We start from the raw sequence: 17,958 nt of genomic DNA on the forward strand, positions 1-17,958 counted from the left end.
GATACAGCAGGCCATGAGCGACACGCCCCCCGCCGACATGACCTATGCCCGGTATCTGGATCTCGACCGACTTCTGGCCGCCCAGAACCCCATCAGCGACCAGCACGACGAGATGCTGTTCGTCGTCATCCATCAGGCCAAGGAACTGTGGCTGAAGCAGATCCTGCACGAGGTCGCCCTGGCCAAGACACTCGTCCGCGCGGGCGACCTGGTTCCGGCCTACAAGAGCCTGGCCCGCGTCAGTCGCATCCAGGCGGTGATGACGCAGAGCTGGGACATCCTGGCCACCATGACGCCCGCCGACTACCTTATGTTTCGGCGTGTTCTTGGATCCAGCTCGGGTTTCCAGAGCGATCAGTTTCGACGCTTGGAGACCATGCTGGGGTTGAAGGACCCCAAATTCCTCGTGTTTCAGGAAGACCGGCCAGACGCCCACGCGGCTCTGTCGGCCGCTCTGGCCGCTCCCAGCCTGTACGACGACGCCCTGTCGCAACTGGCGGCCGCCGGCCTGCCCGTGCCCGACGCCGTCCTGAGCCGGGATGTCAGTCAGCGATACGAGCCCAGCGACGCCGTCGAGGCCGCCTGGCTGGAGGTCTATCGCGACACGGGACGCTGGTGGGAGCTGTATCAGCTGGCCGAGAAACTGGTCGATCTGGACGACGCCCTGGTCACCTGGCGGCACAAGCATGTGGTGACGGTCGAACGCATCATCGGTCGGCGGCGCGGCACGGGCGGCACCGACGGCGTCGGCTACCTGTCCTCGACGCTGGAGCGCCGATGCTTCCCGGAGCTGTGGTCGCTTCGCACCAAGCTGTGAGCCCGCGCCCACCGCCGAAATCCATTGGTCAGGACCGCTGGAGCCGTCGCCGCTCCTCCAGATAGGACCAGACCTTCGACATCACCACGGAACCCTCGCCGACGGCCGAAGCCACGCGCTTGACCGATCCGGCGCGCACGTCCCCCACGGCGAACACGCCGGGCCGGGAGGTGGCGAAGGGCGAATCCGCGCCCGCCTCGGAGCCGGTCCGGACGAAGCCGTTGGCGTCCAGATCGACCAGACCGGCCAGCCAGTCGGTGTTGGGCGCGGCCCCGACCATGACGAAAACCGCGCGGGTGTCGATCTCGCGGGTCTGGCCGCCGGCGATGTCGCGCAGGGTGACGGCCTCCAGCCGGTCATCCCCGTGCAGGGCCGTGACCTCGGTCCCGTATTCGATCTCGATCGCGGGGTCGGCCTCCAGCCGGCTGGACAGATAGCTGGACATCGAGGCCGCCAGCGACCGGCCCCGGACCAGCAGGCGCACGCACCGGGCCGAGCGGCTCAGATACATCGCCGCCTGACCGGCCGAGTTGCCGCCGCCGATGATGACCGCCTGTGTGCCCTTGCAGTAGCGGGCCTCGATCTCGGTCGCGGCATAATAGACGCCGGCCCCTTCGAACTGGGCCAGACGATCGATCGGCAGGCGGCGATACTGGACGCCGGTGGCCACGATCACGGCCCCGCCGCGCACCCGCTCGCCGCCCTCGAAGGTGGCGCAGAAGTCGCCGTCCTCCAGCCGCTCCAACGCCGACACCCGGCGCGGCAGGGCGAAGCGCGTGCCGAACTTCATCGCCTGGACCTCTCCGCGCCAGACCAGATCGCCCCCCGAGATGCCGGTGGGAAAGCCCATGTAGTTCTCGATCCGGCTGGAGGTCCCCGCCTGACCGCCGATGGCCGCGTCCTCGATCACCAGGGCGCGCAGGCCCTCCGCGCCGGCATAGACCCCGGCCGCCACGCCCGCCGGCCCGCCGCCCACGATCAGCACGTCGAAGCTCTCGTCGTTGCGCAGGTCGCGGTTGAGACCGAGCAGGGTGGCGACCTTTTCCGGGGTTGGATCCTCGACGACTGCGCCCTTGCCGAAGATCACGGCGGGCCGCTCGGGAATGGCGCAGGTCTTGGCCGCCTCGGCCGCCTCAGGCGTCCCAAGCATGACCGAGGTATAGGGGATGCGGTTCCGGCTGGCGAACTCGGCGATGCGGCGCACGGCCCGGTCCTGATCCTCGCCGATCAGCTTCAGGGTGCTGTCCCGATCGTCCAGTTGACGCCGTCGCCGGGCGGCGAAGACGGTGATGACGATGTCCGACATCTCGGGCACCTGGGACATCAGGGTCAGCATCGCCTCGCGCGGCACCTCGATCACGCGCGTTTCTATTACCGCCCGCATCGCCATCGACCAGACGCCGCCGTTCAGGAAGGCGATCTCGCCCATGAACTGGGTCGGTCCCAGGGTGGAGGCCAGATGGCGCGCGTCCGTATAGGCGTTGACGACCTCGACCTCGCCGTCTTCCAGATAGGTGAAGCGATCCGCCGGATCGCCGGGTCGGGCCAGGAAGGTCCCGGCGGGATAGGTCACGACCCGCCCTGCAGCCCTGAGCGCTTCGACGTGGGACGCCGCCAGTGGCGTCCGCTGCATCTGGCGCAGATCGGCCCCTATGGTTTCCATGGCGTTGTCTCCCCGTGACCGGCCCCGGCCGATGGCTCCAATGCGAAGCTTACGTCACTGACGGACCGGGTTCGAGCCCGATGACGCGGTCCGCGCCGGGCCAGGATCGCGCCGCAACCACGCCTGTGCCACGCGACGATCTTCGAAAAGGGAGGAGAATGGTGGACGCGACAGGGATTGAACCTGTGACCCCCTCGATGTCAACGAGGTGCTCTCCCGCTGAGCTACGCATCCGCCAAGACGGTTCCAGACGGGTCCGGAACGGGAAGGAGGGGTCTATACCCCAGCCCCGGCGACCCCTGCAAGGGCCAATCCGGGGCGTTTTCTGGGCGGCCACGGAAGCCGTCCGGCGCTCAGGCAGCGAGCGACCGCGTCGCGAGCGTTAGCGCCCTTCGGCGAAGCTGTGCTCAGGCAGCGAGCGACCGCGTCGCGAGCGTCAGCGCTCATTTTGTGGATCAGGCAGCCGCGCACATCTTGTCGACCTCGGCGACGAGGTCGCGCAGGTGGACGGGCTTTGACAGGACCTTGGCCTGGGGGCTGGCCTGGGCCGCGCTGAGCGCGACGGCGGCGAAGCCGGTGATGAACATGATGCGCAGACCCGGCTGACGCGCCGCGGCCACGCGGGCGACCTCGATCCCGTCGGCCCCGGGCATCACGATGTCGGTCAGCAACAGGTCGTAGGGACCGTGTTCCAGGGCGTCGATGGCGTCGTCGCCGTTCTCGCAGTCCACCACCTGGTGTCCCGCCCGTTCCAGTGCCCGGGTCAGGAAACCGCGCAGCGATGCGTCGTCTTCGGCCAGCAGAATGCGCGCCATGCTCTTCGTCGTCCCCCGGTTCAGACGCTGACGCTAGGCCGGGAAGGGTAAACCGGCCATGAAATTCGTCGATCCGGCGACTCGGCGGGCTGTGGATGACGGGCGAAAACAGTCTATGCGGATCACGTGAGCGATGATCCGAACCTTCGTCCGATGCCAGCGCCCCCGTCCCGCGAGGTGTTCGACATCGCCTGGCCGACCGGGACGGTCGGGCGCCTGGTGTTCGCCTCGCCGCACTCTGGGGATCACAGGCCCGACGACATGGGGTCGATCGCCGGGCTGTCGCCGCTGACGCTGCGAAGCGCCGAGGACGTGGCCGTGGATCGCCTGGTCGCCGTCGGCGCGGACCACGGTGTTCCCGTTCTGAGCGCCAGGGTATCGCGGGCGTATCTGGACCTGAACCGGGCACCCGGCGAACTGGATCCGGTCCTGATCGAAGACACGCCCGTGGCCGAGCCGACCGGCAAGGTCGCCGCCGGGTTTGGCGTCGTGCCGCGCCGCGCCGGCGACGGGGCCGCCCTCTATGACCGGCGTCTGTCGCTCGCCGAGGCCCAGGGACGCATCGAACGCGTGCATGGGCCCTATCACGCGGCGCTGGCCGATCTGATGCAGGCCTCGCGACATCGGCACGGCAGCGCCGTGCTGATCGACTGGCATTCCATGCCGTCGCGGGCGGCCGGTGTGCCGACCCGGGGTCAGAGAAGCGTGGACATCATTCTGGGGGACCGTCACGGCGCGGCGTGCCGGTCGATCACCTCCCGACGGGCCCGCGCCCTTTTCGAGGCCCAGGGCTGGCGGGTCGGGCTGAACGCGCCGTATGCGGGCGGCTATGCCACCCAGCACTGGGGGCGACCCGGCGCCGGGTTCGAGGCGCTTCAGGTCGAGATCAACCGGGCGCTCTACCTGGACGAACGCACGCTGGAACCGTCGGGCGACTATGAGATGTTCAAGGCGGCTCTGGCGGCCGTGATCGCCGGACTTGCGGCCGACCTGGGTCGCTGATCGCCGGTCGTCGGAGCGAAAAAAAGCCGCGCCCGAGGGCGCGGCATAAAGTCTATAGGGAGGAAACGCCCAGGAAGGGCAAGACGCCCGGAGGCGTCGGAGATCAAGTTAGGTTGCGATGCACAATGCGTCAAGCAAGGTTTAACGTCCTTGCAATCACGCCTTGTTACGGACCAAAATGCCTATCCGGCGGCGTGTAAGCGGTTTCATCGGAAGATTAGTGCGTTTCTATGATCAGCGATCATATTGCGCTGCGAAAACCGTCAGGATCCGGGGGATCGCTCGACCTCCAGAAGTCGCCGGGCGCTCCGGATCGCCCGGGCGGCCGGGGACGCCGATTGACGCCAGACAAGCAGCGCGAACGCCGACAGCACCCCGGCCGCCAGCCAGATGGGCCCGAACAACCAGGCCGCGGCGGCCAGGGCGAAATAATAGCCTCTGACGCCCTGGCTGAACGCCGCCAGCGCCGGGTTCAGCACCTGGGCGGTCGCCTCGCCGAATGCGATCTTGTCGCCTTCGGCATGGATTTCGGGCGCGGCTCCGATCAGGGCGAGGGCGTAATTCATCTGGCGGATGGACCAGATGAAATCCAGCAGGCCGCGCGCCAGGCACAGCAGCACCAGCCCCAGCTTGGCCTCGAGCAGCTTGACCGGCACGTCTTCGGCGCCGACGGCGGTAAAGCCTTGCAGCGCCTGGTCTCCACCAAACAGAATTCCGCCCACGCCCGCGATCAACAGCAGGTTCGACGAGGCGAAGAAGGATCCCGAGTTGATCGAATGACCCAGCAGCTGGCTGTCCAGCAGCCGGATCTCCCGATGCGTCATCGCCGTCATCCAGGCATGACGGATCGTCAGCATGTCGGTGTTCAGCGATCCGCTGCGATGAGCCAGAACGCGCAGCAGCGGGTCGTAGCCCAGCCAGCACAGGAAGAAGAGCGCCAGTCCCAGCCAATCGATCGCCGTCATCACTCAACCGCCTCCGTGGGCAAGGCCCGCCATCCCGGCTTGCCGTGCGACGCTACAGGCCTTATCACGCCTGCCACTCTTTCGCAGTTGCACAAATCGAGCCCGGCATGAACCTCGACGCCATTCCCGTCGGTCCCAATCCACCCTGGGACATCAACGTCGTGATCGAAATCCCGCAGGGGGGCCTGCCGGTCAAGTACGAGATGGACAAGGCCTCGGGGGCCCTGTTCGTCGATCGTTTTCTGCACACCTCGATGTACTATCCGGGGAACTACGGGTTCATCCCGCACACCCTGTCGGACGACGGCGACCCGTGCGACGTCATCGTGCTGAACCCGACGCCGGTCGTTCCTGGCTGCATCATCCGCTCGCGTCCGATCGGCGTGCTGAAGATGGTCGATGAGGCGGGTGGCGACGAGAAGATTCTGGCCGTCCCGGTCGACAAGCTGAACCCCTACTACACCGACATCGCCAGCTACCGTCAGCTGCCGACCATCCTGGTCGAGCAGATCGAGCACTTCTTCAGCCGCTACAAGGATCTGGAAAAGGGCAAGTCGGTGACGGTCAAGGGCTGGGGCGACGCCGGAGAGGCCGCCGAGCTGATCGCCCTCGGCATGCGGGCCCATCAGGACGCACAGGCCGCCAAGGCAAAGGGCAAGGCCGCCAACGCCGCCTGATTGCTCGTCGCCCGGTCGTCCCCATATGGCGGGGATGACGACACTCTCCATCCTCGATCTCGCGCCGGTGCCCGACGGCTCCGACGTGTCCCAGGCTCTGGCCAACACGGTCGATCTGGCCCGCCATGCGGAACGGCTGGGCTACAATCGCTATTGGCTGGCCGAGCATCACAATATGGCCGGCATCGCCTCGGCCGCGACTTCGGTCGTGATCGGCGCGGTGGCGGCGGCGACAAAGACCATTCGTGTCGGCGCGGGCGGCGTCATGCTGCCGAACCATGCGCCCCTGGTCATCGCGGAGCAGTTTGGAACATTGAACGCCCTGTACCCCGGTCGGATCGACCTGGGCCTGGGCCGCGCGCCCGGATCGGACATGGCGACCGCGCGTGCGCTGCGCCGGACCCTGAACAGCGACGGCGACAGCTTCCCCCAGGACGTGATGGAACTGCTGCAGTGGTTCGAACCGGCCAACGACGACCAGCGCATTCGGGCCAATCCGGGCGAGGGCCAGGCCGTCCCGGTCTGGATCCTGGGGTCATCGACCTATGGGGCGCAACTGGCCGCCCATCTGGGTCTGCCCTATGCCTTCGCCAGCCACTTCGCGCCCGGCGAAATGATGTCGGCCATCCGGATCTATCGCGAGACCTTCCGCCCGTCGGCTCGGTTGTCCCAGCCCCATGTCATGCTGGGCTTCAATGTCTTCGCCGCGGACACGGACGCGCAGGCGCAGGCTTTGTTTTCCTCGGTCCAGCAGGCCTTCGTGAACCTCAGGTCGGGTCGCCCCGGAAAGCTGCCGCCACCCCGCCCTGGTTATGCCGACAGCCTGGGCGAGGGCGAGCGGGCCATGATCGGACAGGCCCTGGCCTGCTCCGCCGTCGGGTCTCCATCGACGGTTCGCGCGGCGGTGGAGGCCTTCGTCGCCCGCACGGGGGCCGACGAACTGATGGTCACCAGCCAGATCTGGGACCCCGCCGCGCGGGTGCGCTCATACGATCTGCTGGCCGAAGCGATGCAGCCGATGGCCATGGCCGGCTGATCAGCCCGCCGGGCGAGAGGGCAGCGGGTCAGGGTCCATCCCCAGCGCCGCCGAAACCTGGGCGAAATGCTCTGGCCATGACGGCGTGTCATAGCGCGGGGTGCTGGGCCGGTTCCGCATGGTCGCTTCGATCGCGCTCAGCCAACCGGGCCCATCGAGCGGATCGATCAGGAGCGCCTCCGGCACCAGCTCGCGGTGCGCCGGGATGTCGGATGCGATCAGCGGGATACCCAGAGCACAGGCCTCCACCGCCGGCAGATCGAACCCCTCGACCGAGGACGGCGCGAGCACGGCGCGGGCACCGGCCATCAGATCGGCCAGAACCGTATCCGGCAGGTCCGACGCCTGGTGCACCAGGCCGCGCAGGGGGGGTGATCGTTCGAGGTGATCCAGCACCGCCTCGTTTTCCCAGCCGTATCGCCCCACCAGGACCAGTTGCGGGGCCCGGGACCCCAGCTGCTCCGCCAGCCGACGCCACAGCGTCAGCAGAAAGGCCAGGTTCTTGCGCGCCTCTATCGTGCCGACGTGGATGAAATAGTTGCCTTGCGGCACGCCGTTTCTGACGCTCACGAACGATGGTTCCAGACCCAGATGCACCGCATCGATCGGCGGCGCATCCAGACCCTCGCGGGCCGCGAAGGCGCGAAGCTCATGGGCGGTGTAGTGCGAGTTCACCAGGATGCGCGAGGCGTGGCGCAGGGTGCTCAGCACGCGCTCGCGGTGTTTGTCGCCGTCTCCGGGACGGCAGAACTCCGGGTGGGTGATGGGGATGAGGTCGTGCAGCATCACGATCCGCTCGACCCCGCGCGCGGCCAGGCTGGACAGGATGGTGGCGTCGACCAGGCCTGTGTGGCCGACATTGAAATACAACCGGGCGTGGGGAAGGTCGCTGACCTGCCGCGGCCGCCGCAGGAGCCGCCACAGCCTTGTCGAGGCGCTTGGTCTGGCGACGACCGGCGGTGGAGGAGTGCCGATGACGGACTGTTCCGCGCGGCCGGGCGTCGCCAGCGCCGCGATCAACCGTTTTTCGTCGATCGTCAGCGGGCGTTCGGAAACGCCCCCGGTCCAGCGTGCGCGAAGATTTCGGACGCAGTCACGGAACCAGGCCGGATCCAGCGCGACCAACTCGTCCTTGCGGGTGCGGACAGCGGTTACCGACAGGTCGGACCGCGACAACAGCCACTCGGCATAGGCCAGACACACCCGATCCACGCCGGTCGGCGCAGTGCGCTCGGCGCGGCTGACCAGGCGACTGGCGTCGAAGAGAACCGAAAACGTCACGACGACACCGTTCCGGGCCCGCCGCATTCGCGCGGTATCGACACGATCGAGCGCCGGCTGTCGTCCCTTGAAACGTCAGGAAAGTTAGTCAATTCCATGCCTTCGGCGTGGTTTTACGGCTCGGCGTAGACCTTCGATCCGCGCCGGTCAATCGAGCGACCGGTTCAGGAGAGATAGCCGGCCTGCATCAACTCGGCCACGTGGACGATCGCCCGTGGCCGGTCGTCTTCCACGACGAAAAGATTGGAGATGCGGTTCGCCGTCAGCAGATCGACGACGTCGCTCATGCGCTGGTCGGGCGTGACGGTGACCGGCTGCCGGTTCATGACGTCTTCGGCCCGGACGCCGGTGACGTCGTCGGCAAAGGCCCGACGGACGTCGCCGTCCGTGATCATGCCGGCCAGCCGCCCCTCCTGGTCCAGCACCGCCACCGCGCCTTTTCGACCGGCCGTGATCGAGGCCACCACATCCGCGAAGCTGGCATTCATCGGCACGGTCGGCGGCGGAGCGTGGTTGTCCCCCATCCATTCGCGCACGCTCTGAAGGCTCATCCCCAAAGCCCCGCCCGGATGGTGCATTCCAAAGGCTTCGGCGGTGAATCCCCGCCTGTCCATCAGCACCATGGCCAGGGCGTCGCCCAGCGCCAGCGTCATCAGCGTCGATGTGGTGGGGGCCAGACCATTCGGACAGGCTTCGGCCACGGTGGGCATGACCAGGGCGACCGCCGACATGCGCGCCAGGAAGGACGAGCCACGCTGGGTCATGCCGATGACCGGAATACCGTTTCGCTGACAGAACAGCAGCGGGTCGCGCAGTTCACGGCTCTCGCCAGAGTTGGAAATGGCCAGCAGGGTCACGTCGTGCCGCAGCATCCCCAGATCGCCGTGGCTCATCTCGGCCGGATGCACGAAAAAGGCGTTGGTCCCCGTGGACGCCAGGGTCGCGGCAATCTTGCCGCCGATGTGGCCGGACTTGCCCATGCCCGTGACGACGACATAGCCCGGCCGCGACAGGATGATGTCGCAAGCGCGCGCCACGCTGGTGTCTATGGTGCGTTCCAGCGCCTGAAGGGCTTCTATGTTCAGTTGAATGACGGAACGGGCGTGCTCGGTCATCTCGCCGACGGCTTCGGGCGAAGACATGTTTTTGGCATCCAGAGGCATGGCGACCGTTTAGCCAGCACGGCGGTTGTAACGCAAGTTCACCGCCGCGAGGTCAACCTTTGCCGCAGTGGGGCGTTTGCAGACCGGGCCCAACGAATACAGTCTGGACAGAATGCCGTCGAACGCCGGAACGCTCATCCCTTGTCTGCCGCCTCCACCCGTCTGCGCGGTGGACAAACTGGCTCTCTTTCTGGACCTTGATGGGGTCCTGGCACCGTTGGCCGACACGCCCGATGCGGTCCTGGCTGATCCGCGGCGCACACGGGTGTTGCTCGCGCTGGACCGCGCGCTTGAAGGTCGCCTCGCCGTCATCAGCGGGCGAACTCTCAATGAAATCGATCGGATCGCCGACGGTGCCGCGCGTTCCGCAGCGGGCGTGCACGGGCTACAGCGCCGGCGCCGGGACGGCTCGATCGTGGCGATCCAGCCCTCGGCCGGAGTGGCCGGGGCCGTCGCGGCCTTTCGCGCCTTCGCCGAAGATCATCCCGGCATGATCGTCGAAGACAAGGGCGTCTCCGCCGGCCTGCACTACCGCAGCGCGCCGCAGGCGGAGGCCGAGGTGACGGCCCTGGCCCAGGCATGGGCCGAGCGGGCAGCCCTGGTCATCCAGCCGGGAAAGCTGGTGGTGGAGCTCAAGACACCCGGCGCCGACAAGGGCACGGCGTTGACGGCCTTCATGGGCGAACCCGGGTTCGCCACCTCGACGCCTGTCATGGCCGGCGACGACCTGACGGACGAGGCGGGCTTCGAGGCCGCTGAAGCCCTCGGCGGTTTCGGCATTCTGGTGGGCCCTGCGCGCCAGACGGCGGCCCGCTACGGCCTGGCCGACGTCGATGCGGTTCTGACCTGGCTCGAAGCCATGGCGTTGGAGCCCCGGGCCGCATGAACGATCCCATTCCCCCGCGTCCTTCGCTGGACCTCGCGCCGATCGGTAACTGCGCCATCTCGGCCCTGATCGACCGCCAGGGACGTTTCGTATGGGCCTGCGCGCCCCGGGTCGATGGTGATCCGGTCTTTTCGGCCCTGATGGACGGCGAGACGCCGGAGCATGGCTTCTGGGCCATCCAACTGGAAGACCTGAAGCACGTCGATCAGGCCTATGTGCGCAATACGCCCGTCCTTCGTACCGTGCTGACGGCGGGCGACGGCTCCTCGGTCGAGATTATCGACTTCGCCCCGCGTCATGCCAAACATGCGCGCACCTATCGCCCCCTGGCCTTCGCGCGCATCGTGCGCCCGCTCTCGGGAACGCCTCGGATCCGCGTGCGCCTGCGCCCGTCCACCGACTGGGGCGCGCGCCGGGCCGAGGTGACCTCCGGGTCCAATCACATCCGCTATCTGTGTACGGACATCACCCTTCGCCTGACGACCGACTGCCCGGTATCTCATGTCCTCGATGAGCGGGTCTTCCGGCTCGAGTCCCCGCTGCACTTCTTCCTGGGCCCGGACGAGGGCTACGATCAGGAGGTCGGGCCCGGCATCGGAGCGACGCTGGAGCGGACGGCCGCCTACTGGCGCGACTGGGTCCGGACCCTCTACATTCCGCTGGATTATCAGGACGCGGTCATTCGCGCCGCCATCACGCTGAAGCTCTGCGTCTACGAGGAGACGGGGGCCATCGTCGCGGCGATGACGACCTCGGTGCCCGAGTTCCCAGAGAGCGGCCGCAACTGGGATTATCGCTACTGCTGGGTGCGCGACGCCTATTACACCGTGCGGGCGCTGAACCGTCTTGGGGCGGTCGATATCCTGGAAAACTATCTGGTCTATCTGCGCAACCTCGTCGATCAGTCTGCGGGTGGCCACGTCCAGCCCGTTTACGGCGTCGGGCTGGAAGAGGACATCGACGAGCGGATCGTGACGTCCGTCGCCGGCTATCGCGGCATGGAGCCTGTGCGGGTCGGCAATCAGGCCCGCGAGCATCTGCAGCACGACGTGTACGGACAGATTGTCCTTCCCTTGGTGCAGAGCTTCTACGACAGCCGCCTGCTGCGCCCCGGCACGATCGACGACTTCTATGCTCTGGAGAAGGTCGGCGAACGCGCCTTCGCGATGCACGATCAGGTCGATGCAGGGCTGTGGGAGTTCCGGACCATCGCGCGGGTCCACACCTATTCCTCGGTCATGTGCTGGGCCGCATGCGACCGACTGGCCAAGGCGGCCGATCGACTGGGTCTCGACAGCCGCGTCGCGGTCTGGACCGAGCGCGCCGCCACCATCCGTGCCCGGATCGAGGCGGAGGCCTTCGTCCCGGAAGAGGGCCGGTTCGGGGCCAGCTTCGGCGGCAAGGAGCTGGACGCATCGCTGCTGCAACTGGTCGATCTGGGCTTTCTAAGCCCCACCGATCCGCGCCAGATCGCGACCTTCGACGCCATCGAGCGCGACCTGAAGAAGGGGCCCTATCTGTTCCGGTACGTCGAGCCGGATGATTTCGGGGAGCCCGAGACCGCATTCAACTTCTGCACCTTCTGGTTCATCGAGGCCCTGCATCAGAACGGCCGCGACGAAGAGGCCCGCGAGATTTTCGATCAGATGCTGTCCCGCCGTACCCACGCGGGACTGCTCAGCGAGGACATTTCCCTGGGCGACGACGAGCTGTGGGGCAATTATCCGCAGACCTATTCCCTGGTCGGCATCATCAACTGCGCGGTCCTGCTCAGCCGGTCGTGGACCGATGTGCGTTGAGCCAGACCCGGCCTGATTGCGTCGAAAGGTTGTCAACCCGGCCCGCGATCACGAAGTTGCGTTGCAGCCGAGTTCCAGCTTGAGCGTTGTCGCTGCCATGTCTCGTCTGATCGTCGTCTCCAACCGCGTCTCGGCCCCCACCGATCCGGCTGCGGGGTCGGCGGGGGGCCTGGCCATGGCCCTGTCCGCCGCGCTTCGCAAATACGAAGGCCTGTGGTTCGGCTGGTCGGGAGAGACCGTCCCGCAGTTCACCGGCGAGCTGAAGATCGAGGACCGTGCCGGCGTCGCCGTCGCCCTGGTCGATCTGGAAGCCCAGGACGTCGAGGAATACTATAACGGCTACGCCAACAAGACGCTGTGGCCGCTGTTTCATCACCGGGTCGACCTGACCGCTTACGAGCGGTCCTACGGCGAGGGCTACGAGCGGGTGAACGCCCGCTTCGCCGAGGTTCTGGCTCCGCTGATCCAGCCGGGCGACATCATCTGGATCCACGACTATCACCTGATACCGATCGCCCGGGATCTTCGGCGTCTGGGGATCACCAACCGGATTGGATTCTTTCTGCATACGCCCTGGCCGGCGCGTCAGTTGCTGGTGACCCTGCCGCACCATCGGCGGCTGGTGGAATCTCTGTTCGCCTATGATCTGATCGGGTTCCAGACCCAGGAATGGCTGGACCTGTTCCGGGACTATGTGATCTCCGAAGCCGGGGGCGAGCTGGCGGGCTATGGCGGGCTCGAATGCTTCGGACGGCGGGTCCAGATCGGCACCTTCCCCATCGGCATCGACGTGGAAGGCTTCATGGCCGCGCGCGATTCCCCTGCGGGTCTGAAGACCTACGACCGTATGGCCGCATCGTCGGTCTTCCGTTCGATGATGGTGGGGGTCGATCGGCTTGATTATTCCAAGGGTCTCGAAGAACGGATGCTCGGCTACGAGCAGTTCCTGCATGACAACGCCGACATGCGTGGCGGGGTCTTCCTGGTCCAGGTCACCCCGATCAGCCGCGACGGCGTCGACAGCTATCAGGATATCCGCGCCCGGCTCGACGCCCTGGCGGGCCGCATCAACGGCGAATATGCCGACATGGACTGGCAGCCCATCCGCTATCTGAACCGCAGCTATCGCCGCGATCAGCTGGCGGGCATCTATCGCGCCGCCCGCGTCTGTCTGGTCACGCCCTTGCGCGATGGGATGAACCTTGTGGCCAAGGAATATGTGGCCGCACAGAACCCGGACGATCCCGGCGTGCTTATCCTGTCGCGCTTCGCCGGGGCCGCCGAACAGATGGGCGAGGCCCTGCTGGTCAACCCGTTCAGTCGCGAGGAGGTGGCCGACGCCATCAAGAAGGCCCTGATCATGCCCCTGTCCGAGCGGGTGCGGAAATGGCAGGCCCTGATGCAGGTGGTGCGCGACACCGACGTCGGTATCTGGCGCGACACCTATGTCGATGCCCTGAATGGGGTCGAGATCGTCGGAGACGGCGACGCGCCCTTCCACGGACGCGCCGACGCCGCCTGACCTGGCTCAGGCGGCCGACAGCGTCCTGACCTCACCGTCGCGCGAGTCTGCCCTGTGCTTGGCCGGTCGCTCGGCCAGGCGGGCCTCATAGGCGTCGAACACCGCATTGTCCGGCAGATGCTGGCGGCCCCAGCCAAGGGTCGCGCCGATCATCACATCCACGGCGGTGAAGCGTTCCCCCATCAGCCACGGCCCGGCCCATAACGCCTCGGTCAGCCGCTCCATCGCCGCATCGTATCGTGCCCGCGCGAAGGCATCCGTTTCGGTTTGGCCCATCATCCTGGCCCACATCGCCGGCTCCAGTTCCCCCACTGCCCAGGTCAGCCAGGTCAGATAGGCCCCTCGTTCCCGAGATCCGACGGGTGCCCCCAGGCCCGCCTCGGGAAAGAGGTCCGTCAGATAGAGAGCCACTGCGGCCGACTCGGTGATGACGACACCGTCATGCGTCAGGGCCGGGACTTTTCCGTCCGGATGGGGATTGCGGGGATCGGGCTCACCGACTTTCTGGCCTTGCCGGTAGGCGATCGCGCAATATTCGATCCGCACGTCGGCGCCGAGTTCCTCGACCAGCCAAACGATTCTCGACGAGCGCGACTGCGGCGCATGAAACAGAGTCAGCATGAATTCTCTCCCATCCAACGACCCGGCGAAGCGCCCCGGCCACAAGGCGTTGACTACCGCCACCCTGCTGCCAGCATGCTGTCAGCAGCGGTGGATCAGGATGTCTGCCAGCAACAACGGAGTTTGGGCTCAAGCAGCGAGACGCCGTGCGTCAAGCATTAGCCCACCTTGGAACGATGAGACGCGCGGACAGGCTTTTTCAGATCGTCCAACTGCTACGGCGCAGCGGAAAGCCGCTGACCGCTGAGTCGATCGCGACCGAACTGGAGACCTCCAAACGCAGCGTCTATCGCGATATCGCCGCCCTGGTCGGCCAGCGTGTGCCGATCCGGGGAGAGGCGGGGATCGGCTACGTCCTCGACAGCGGCTTCGACATGCCGCCCCTCATGCTGACGTCCGACGAGATCGAGGCGGCCGTGCTGGGGGCCCAGTGGGTGGCGGGCAGGGGAGATCCCGCCCTGGCCCGCGCCGCGCGCGATCTGATCGCCAAGATCGCGGCGACCGTGCCCGAACGCCTGCGCCCCGTGGTGCTGGAACCGGCCCTGGCCAGCTTCGGGGGCTGGAACGTCTTGCCAGAGGCCATCGATATGGCGGCCATGCGGGGCGCGATCCACGGCGCGCGCAAGGTCGCGCTGCATTATCGCGACGAACGCGAGGTCGAGACCCACCGCACCGTATGGCCGTTCCAGGTCGCCTATCGCGAGACCACGCGGATCGTCGCCGCCTGGTGCGAGACCCGCGACGACTTCCGCATGTTCCGGACCGACCGGATGCTGTCCGCCGAGGTGCTCGACGACCGCTATCCCGCCCGGCCCGCCGCCTTGCGCGCCCGCTGGCGGGCCTATCTGAAAGCCCAGTACGGCGTGCCGGATCAGTAGATTTCGAACAGGCCCGCCGCCCCCATGCCGCCGCCGATGCACATGGTGACGACGCCGTATTTCGCGCCGCGCCGCTTGCCCTCGATCAGCACATGGCCGGTCATCCGCGCGCCCGACATCCCGTAAGGGTGGCCGATCGAGATGGCCCCGCCGGACACATTCAGCCGGTCCATCGGAAGACCCAGCGTGTCGGCGCAATACAGGACCTGCGACGCGAACGCCTCGTTCAGCTCCCAGATGCCGATATCGTCGACCGTCAGCCCATGGCGCTTCAGCAGCCTGGGCACCGCATAGACCGGGCCGATGCCCATCTCGTCGGGCTCGCAACCCGCCACCACCATGCCGCGATAGGCACCGAGCGGCGACAGGTTGTGCCGCACCGCCTCGCCCGCCTCCATGATCACCGAGGCCGAGGCCCCGTCCGAAAGCTGGGACGCGTTGCCGGCCGTGATGAACTCGCCCTGCTGAATCTCCTCGCCGCCGCCGAAGACCGGCTTGAGGGATTTGAGGCCGTCGAGGGTGGTCTCGGGCCGGTTGCCTTCGTCTTTCGAAAGCGTGATTTCCTTTGCAGAGGCCTGACCCGTGGCCTTGTCCACGACCTGCATGGTCGTGGTCATCGGCACGATCTCGGCGTCGAACCGGCCCGCCTCCTGGGCGGCGGCCGTGCGCTGCTGGGATTGCAGGGCGTATTCATCCTGGCGGTCGCGGCTGATGCCGTAACGGGCTGAGACGATCTCGGCCGTCTCCAGCATCGACATATAGATGTGGGGCGAAGCTTTAAGCAGCGCCTCGTCCTTCATCCGGTACAGGTTCATGTGCTGGTTCTGGACCAGGGAGATCGATTCCAGACCGCCGCCGACCGCCATCTTCTGCTGGTCGAACAGCACCTGTTTTGCCGCCGTGGCGATCCCCATCAGGCCCGACGCGCACTGGCGGTCCAGCGTCATGCCGGGCACCGACGAAGGAAAACCGGCCGCCAGGGCGATCTGGCGCGCGACATTGGTGCCGGTTCCGCCCTGCTGCAGGGCCGCGCCCATCACGACGTCCTCGATCTCGGCCGGATCGACACCGGCGCGCGCGACCGCATGCTTCACGGCGTGAGCCCCCAGTTGCTGGGGCGCCGTGTCGTTGAACGCCCCGCGATAGGCGCGCCCGATCGGGGTCCGGGCGGTGGAGACGATGACGGCTTCACGCATGGCATTCTTCCTTAGGGGGCTATCGCTCGCGACGCGGTCGCTCGCGGCTTGAGCCGGGTTTCCATTCTGTCCCCGCCTTCTGGGTGCGGGTGAGGGTGACGCAGACTACGCACCTGCCCCCACGGCAAGGCAAGCACCGATGCGTTACCTTATCGGCCGATTTGCCCCCACACCGCGCCTCGAGCCGTGAGGCTCCGCGAGCCGACCGCGGGCGCTGAGGCGTCAGCCGCCCTCTTCAGGAATGCGCCTTCTGCGCCTTGGTCAGTTCGATCATGCCCTGCGCCGCGCCCATCTCCGGCACGATCTCCCCGGCCCGATCCGATATGGCGTCGAACCGCGCGGCGACCTGGTCAGCAGCGTCCGGGCCGGTGATATAGTCACCCTGCGTGATCGTGACATAGGCGCGCTCGAACCCTCCCGCGCCCGCCGCCAGAATGCAGCGCGTCGGCGCGTCCTGGCTGACCAGATAGATCAGCCCCGGCGACACCAGTTCCGGGCCCAGAGCCTCCAGCGGAAGGGCGGCGCCCAGATCCTCGGTCATGCGCGTGTGCGCCGTCGGGGCCAGGCAGTTGACCCGGATGTCGTTCTTGGCCCCCTCGATGGCCAGGGTCTGCATGAAACCGACCAGCGCCATCTTCGCCGCCCCATAGTTGGCCTGGCCGAAGTTGCCATAGAGGCCCGACGAGGAGGTCGTCATCACGATCCGGCCATGGTTGCGCTCTCGCATGCCGTCCCAGACGGCCTTGGTGCAGTTGACCGCGCCCATAAGGTGCACGTCGACGACGAAGCGAAAGTCCTCGATCTCCATCTTGGCAAAGGATTTGTCGCGCAGCACCCCGGCGTTGTTCACCAGGATGTCGACCGCGCCCCACCGCGCGGTCGCTTCGGCCACCATCGCCTTGACCGCGTCGAAGTCGGTGACCGAAGCGCCGTTGGCCATGGCCTCGCCGCCCATGGCCGTGATCTCGGCCACCACGGCCTCCGCCGGGCTGTGGGAGGAGCCCGACCCGTCCCGCGCGACACCCAGATCGTTGACGACCACCCGGGCTCCCCGGGCCGCGAGCGCGAGCGCGTGTTCGCGTCCCAGACCGCCACCTGCGCCCGTGACGATCGCCACCTTGCCGTCAAACCGAATAGCCATGGCTGAAACACTCCCCGTTCCGGAAACCTGTTATCAGGCTGTCGCGTTTCGCCAAGGGGGGGATATGTGTTGAAACGGCGCCACAGTCGCCACATTGCGAACCGGAATGTGGAACCCGCACCGCACTATGCCGTTCGGCTTCCCGAGTGTCGCGTGTAAGCGTGGCCCTAGGGCATCAACATATATAATGAGGACTGACATGAAGCTGAAACTTCTCGCCAGCGTCGCAGCGATGGGGCTTTTGGCCGCTGGTGCTGCATCGGCTGAGCCGGATGGTTGGTATGGGGCGGTAGACGCCGGGTACCACGTCATCGACGACATCAACGCCGAGTCTTCGGTGACGGGCAACAACTTCAACTTTGAAGTGAACGACGGCTGGGCGGCGTTTGCGCGTCTGGGCTACCGTTTCGACGCCAACTGGCGCGTCGAGCTGGAGGGCGGCTATCGCTCGGGCGACATCGGCCGCGTTCGCGCGGTGTCGGGTCCGAACGGCATC

At 66.9% G+C, this 17,958-nt stretch carries 17 protein-coding genes and 1 tRNA gene; 9 read left to right on the top strand and 9 right to left on the bottom strand.

Annotated features, from left to right (window positions below):
* Positions 1 to 13 precede the first annotated feature (13 nt).
* Positions 14 to 817: a tryptophan 2,3-dioxygenase gene (locus tag AC1DW4_RS08975; RefSeq protein ID WP_477016894.1), complete on the top strand. Its 804-nt coding sequence runs from the start codon at positions 14 to 16 to the stop codon at positions 815 to 817.
* A 28-nt stretch (positions 818 to 845) separates the two neighbouring features.
* On the opposite strand, the gene AC1DW4_RS08980 is transcribed toward AC1DW4_RS08975, so the two are convergent.
* The 3 genes from AC1DW4_RS08980 to cpdR form a co-directional block, all read right to left on the bottom strand.
* Positions 846 to 2,480: an FAD-dependent oxidoreductase gene (locus AC1DW4_RS08980; RefSeq protein ID WP_477016895.1), complete on the bottom strand. Its 1,635-nt coding sequence runs from the start codon at positions 2,478 to 2,480 to the stop codon at positions 846 to 848.
* Positions 2,481 to 2,639: 159 nt separating this feature from the next.
* Positions 2,640 to 2,714: transfer RNA gene (locus AC1DW4_RS08985), tRNA-Val, on the bottom strand.
* Between the two features lie 221 nt (positions 2,715 to 2,935).
* The gene (gene cpdR, locus AC1DW4_RS08990) at positions 2,936 to 3,295 is read right to left on the bottom strand and encodes a cell cycle two-component system response regulator CpdR (protein WP_477016896.1); all 360 of its coding nucleotides are present in this window, start codon (positions 3,293 to 3,295) and stop codon (positions 2,936 to 2,938) included.
* A gap of 153 nt (positions 3,296 to 3,448) precedes the next feature.
* Here cpdR and AC1DW4_RS08995 point away from each other — a divergent pair, with 153 nt between their 5' ends.
* A complete protein-coding gene (locus AC1DW4_RS08995) occupies positions 3,449 to 4,297 on the top strand; it encodes an N-formylglutamate amidohydrolase (RefSeq protein ID WP_477016897.1) in 849 nt (282 codons plus the stop codon).
* Positions 4,298 to 4,560: 263 nt separating this feature from the next.
* Here the strand turns inward: AC1DW4_RS08995 and AC1DW4_RS09000 are convergent, their stop codons facing one another.
* On the bottom strand, positions 4,561 to 5,262 hold the full coding sequence (locus AC1DW4_RS09000) for a DUF599 domain-containing protein (protein ID WP_477016898.1): 702 nt from the start codon (positions 5,260 to 5,262) through the stop codon (positions 4,561 to 4,563).
* A 107-nt stretch (positions 5,263 to 5,369) separates the two neighbouring features.
* On the opposite strand from AC1DW4_RS09000, the gene ppa reads away from it, so the two are divergent.
* Both ppa and AC1DW4_RS09010 read left to right on the top strand, forming a co-directional pair.
* Positions 5,370 to 5,939 carry an inorganic diphosphatase gene (ppa, locus tag AC1DW4_RS09005; RefSeq protein ID WP_477016899.1) on the top strand — a complete coding sequence of 190 codons (570 nt, stop codon included), beginning with the start codon at positions 5,370 to 5,372 and terminating at the stop codon, positions 5,937 to 5,939.
* A 34-nt stretch (positions 5,940 to 5,973) separates the two neighbouring features.
* Complete coding sequence (locus AC1DW4_RS09010; RefSeq protein WP_477016900.1) at positions 5,974 to 6,975, top strand: LLM class flavin-dependent oxidoreductase; 1,002 nt, start codon at positions 5,974 to 5,976, stop codon at positions 6,973 to 6,975.
* Here AC1DW4_RS09010 and AC1DW4_RS09015 read toward each other — a convergent pair whose 3' ends face one another.
* Together AC1DW4_RS09015 and AC1DW4_RS09020 are read right to left on the bottom strand one after the other, a co-directional pair.
* Positions 6,976 to 8,283, bottom strand: coding sequence for a glycosyltransferase family 4 protein (locus AC1DW4_RS09015; RefSeq protein ID WP_477016901.1), 1,308 nt, complete (start codon positions 8,281 to 8,283; stop codon positions 6,976 to 6,978).
* Positions 8,284 to 8,420: 137 nt separating this feature from the next.
* Positions 8,421 to 9,398 (bottom strand): KpsF/GutQ family sugar-phosphate isomerase, encoded by a 978-nt coding sequence (locus AC1DW4_RS09020; RefSeq protein WP_477016902.1) that lies wholly within the window; start codon positions 9,396 to 9,398, stop codon positions 8,421 to 8,423.
* A gap of 133 nt (positions 9,399 to 9,531) precedes the next feature.
* On the opposite strand from AC1DW4_RS09020, the gene otsB reads away from it, so the two are divergent.
* From otsB to AC1DW4_RS09035, 3 genes are all read left to right on the top strand, one after another.
* On the top strand, positions 9,532 to 10,305 hold the full coding sequence (gene otsB / locus AC1DW4_RS09025) for a trehalose-phosphatase (protein ID WP_477016903.1): 774 nt from the start codon (positions 9,532 to 9,534) through the stop codon (positions 10,303 to 10,305).
* Positions 10,302 to 12,104, top strand: coding sequence for a glycoside hydrolase family 15 protein (locus tag AC1DW4_RS09030; protein ID WP_477016904.1), 1,803 nt, complete (start codon positions 10,302 to 10,304; stop codon positions 12,102 to 12,104). The genes otsB and AC1DW4_RS09030 overlap by 4 nt, the downstream gene beginning before the upstream one ends.
* Before the next feature lie 97 nt (positions 12,105 to 12,201).
* Complete coding sequence (locus AC1DW4_RS09035) at positions 12,202 to 13,626, top strand: alpha,alpha-trehalose-phosphate synthase (UDP-forming) (protein ID WP_477016934.1); 1,425 nt, start codon at positions 12,202 to 12,204, stop codon at positions 13,624 to 13,626.
* Positions 13,627 to 13,632: 6 nt separating this feature from the next.
* On the opposite strand, the gene AC1DW4_RS09040 is transcribed toward AC1DW4_RS09035, so the two are convergent.
* Positions 13,633 to 14,247, bottom strand: a complete 615-nt coding sequence (locus AC1DW4_RS09040; RefSeq protein ID WP_477016905.1) for a glutathione S-transferase family protein — start codon at positions 14,245 to 14,247, stop codon at positions 13,633 to 13,635.
* 176 nt (positions 14,248 to 14,423) lie between these two features.
* Between AC1DW4_RS09040 and AC1DW4_RS09045 the strand changes: the two genes are divergently transcribed.
* A complete protein-coding gene (locus tag AC1DW4_RS09045) occupies positions 14,424 to 15,125 on the top strand; it encodes a helix-turn-helix transcriptional regulator (protein ID WP_477016906.1) in 702 nt (233 codons plus the stop codon).
* Here AC1DW4_RS09045 and AC1DW4_RS09050 read toward each other — a convergent pair.
* Both AC1DW4_RS09050 and AC1DW4_RS09055 read right to left on the bottom strand, forming a co-directional pair.
* Complete coding sequence (locus tag AC1DW4_RS09050; protein ID WP_477016907.1) at positions 15,119 to 16,321, bottom strand: acetyl-CoA C-acyltransferase; 1,203 nt, start codon at positions 16,319 to 16,321, stop codon at positions 15,119 to 15,121. The genes AC1DW4_RS09045 and AC1DW4_RS09050 overlap by 7 nt on opposite strands.
* Before the next feature lie 235 nt (positions 16,322 to 16,556).
* Positions 16,557 to 17,462 carry an SDR family NAD(P)-dependent oxidoreductase gene (locus tag AC1DW4_RS09055; RefSeq protein ID WP_477016908.1) on the bottom strand — a complete coding sequence of 302 codons (906 nt, stop codon included), beginning with the start codon at positions 17,460 to 17,462 and terminating at the stop codon, positions 16,557 to 16,559.
* Positions 17,463 to 17,661: 199 nt separating this feature from the next.
* On the opposite strand from AC1DW4_RS09055, the gene AC1DW4_RS09060 reads away from it, so the two are divergent.
* A partial coding sequence (locus AC1DW4_RS09060; protein ID WP_477016909.1) for an outer membrane beta-barrel protein occupies positions 17,662 to 17,958 on the top strand: 297 nt, incomplete at its 3' end.

Source organism: Brevundimonas sp. P2_A6 (genome assembly GCF_056404975.1).

Excerpts from the sequence above, each read along its gene's own strand:
- AC1DW4_RS09035 (WP_477016934.1), top strand. The coding sequence starts at position 12,202 with ATGTCTCGTCTGATCGTCGTCTCCAACCGCGTCTCGGCCCCCACCGAT.
- AC1DW4_RS09020 (WP_477016902.1), bottom strand. The coding sequence starts at position 9,398 with ATGTCTTCGCCCGAAGCCGTCGGCGAGATGACCGAGCACGCCCGTTCC.
- AC1DW4_RS09000 (WP_477016898.1), bottom strand. The coding sequence starts at position 5,262 with ATGACGGCGATCGATTGGCTGGGACTGGCGCTCTTCTTCCTGTGCTGG.
- AC1DW4_RS09030 (WP_477016904.1), top strand. The coding sequence starts at position 10,302 with ATGAACGATCCCATTCCCCCGCGTCCTTCGCTGGACCTCGCGCCGATC.
- AC1DW4_RS08975 (WP_477016894.1), top strand. The coding sequence starts at position 14 with ATGAGCGACACGCCCCCCGCCGACATGACCTATGCCCGGTATCTGGAT.
- AC1DW4_RS09050 (WP_477016907.1), bottom strand. The coding sequence starts at position 16,321 with ATGCGTGAAGCCGTCATCGTCTCCACCGCCCGGACCCCGATCGGGCGC.
- cpdR (WP_477016896.1), bottom strand. The coding sequence starts at position 3,295 with ATGGCGCGCATTCTGCTGGCCGAAGACGACGCATCGCTGCGCGGTTTC.
- AC1DW4_RS09015 (WP_477016901.1), bottom strand. The coding sequence starts at position 8,283 with ATGCGGCGGGCCCGGAACGGTGTCGTCGTGACGTTTTCGGTTCTCTTC.
- otsB (WP_477016903.1), top strand. The coding sequence starts at position 9,532 with ATGCCGTCGAACGCCGGAACGCTCATCCCTTGTCTGCCGCCTCCACCC.
- AC1DW4_RS08995 (WP_477016897.1), top strand. The coding sequence starts at position 3,449 with ATGCCAGCGCCCCCGTCCCGCGAGGTGTTCGACATCGCCTGGCCGACC.
- AC1DW4_RS09045 (WP_477016906.1), top strand. The coding sequence starts at position 14,424 with ATGAGACGCGCGGACAGGCTTTTTCAGATCGTCCAACTGCTACGGCGC.
- AC1DW4_RS09040 (WP_477016905.1), bottom strand. The coding sequence starts at position 14,247 with ATGCTGACTCTGTTTCATGCGCCGCAGTCGCGCTCGTCGAGAATCGTT.
- AC1DW4_RS09010 (WP_477016900.1), top strand. The coding sequence starts at position 5,974 with ATGACGACACTCTCCATCCTCGATCTCGCGCCGGTGCCCGACGGCTCC.
- AC1DW4_RS09055 (WP_477016908.1), bottom strand. The coding sequence starts at position 17,462 with ATGGCTATTCGGTTTGACGGCAAGGTGGCGATCGTCACGGGCGCAGGT.
- AC1DW4_RS08980 (WP_477016895.1), bottom strand. The coding sequence starts at position 2,480 with ATGGAAACCATAGGGGCCGATCTGCGCCAGATGCAGCGGACGCCACTG.
- ppa (WP_477016899.1), top strand. The coding sequence starts at position 5,370 with ATGAACCTCGACGCCATTCCCGTCGGTCCCAATCCACCCTGGGACATC.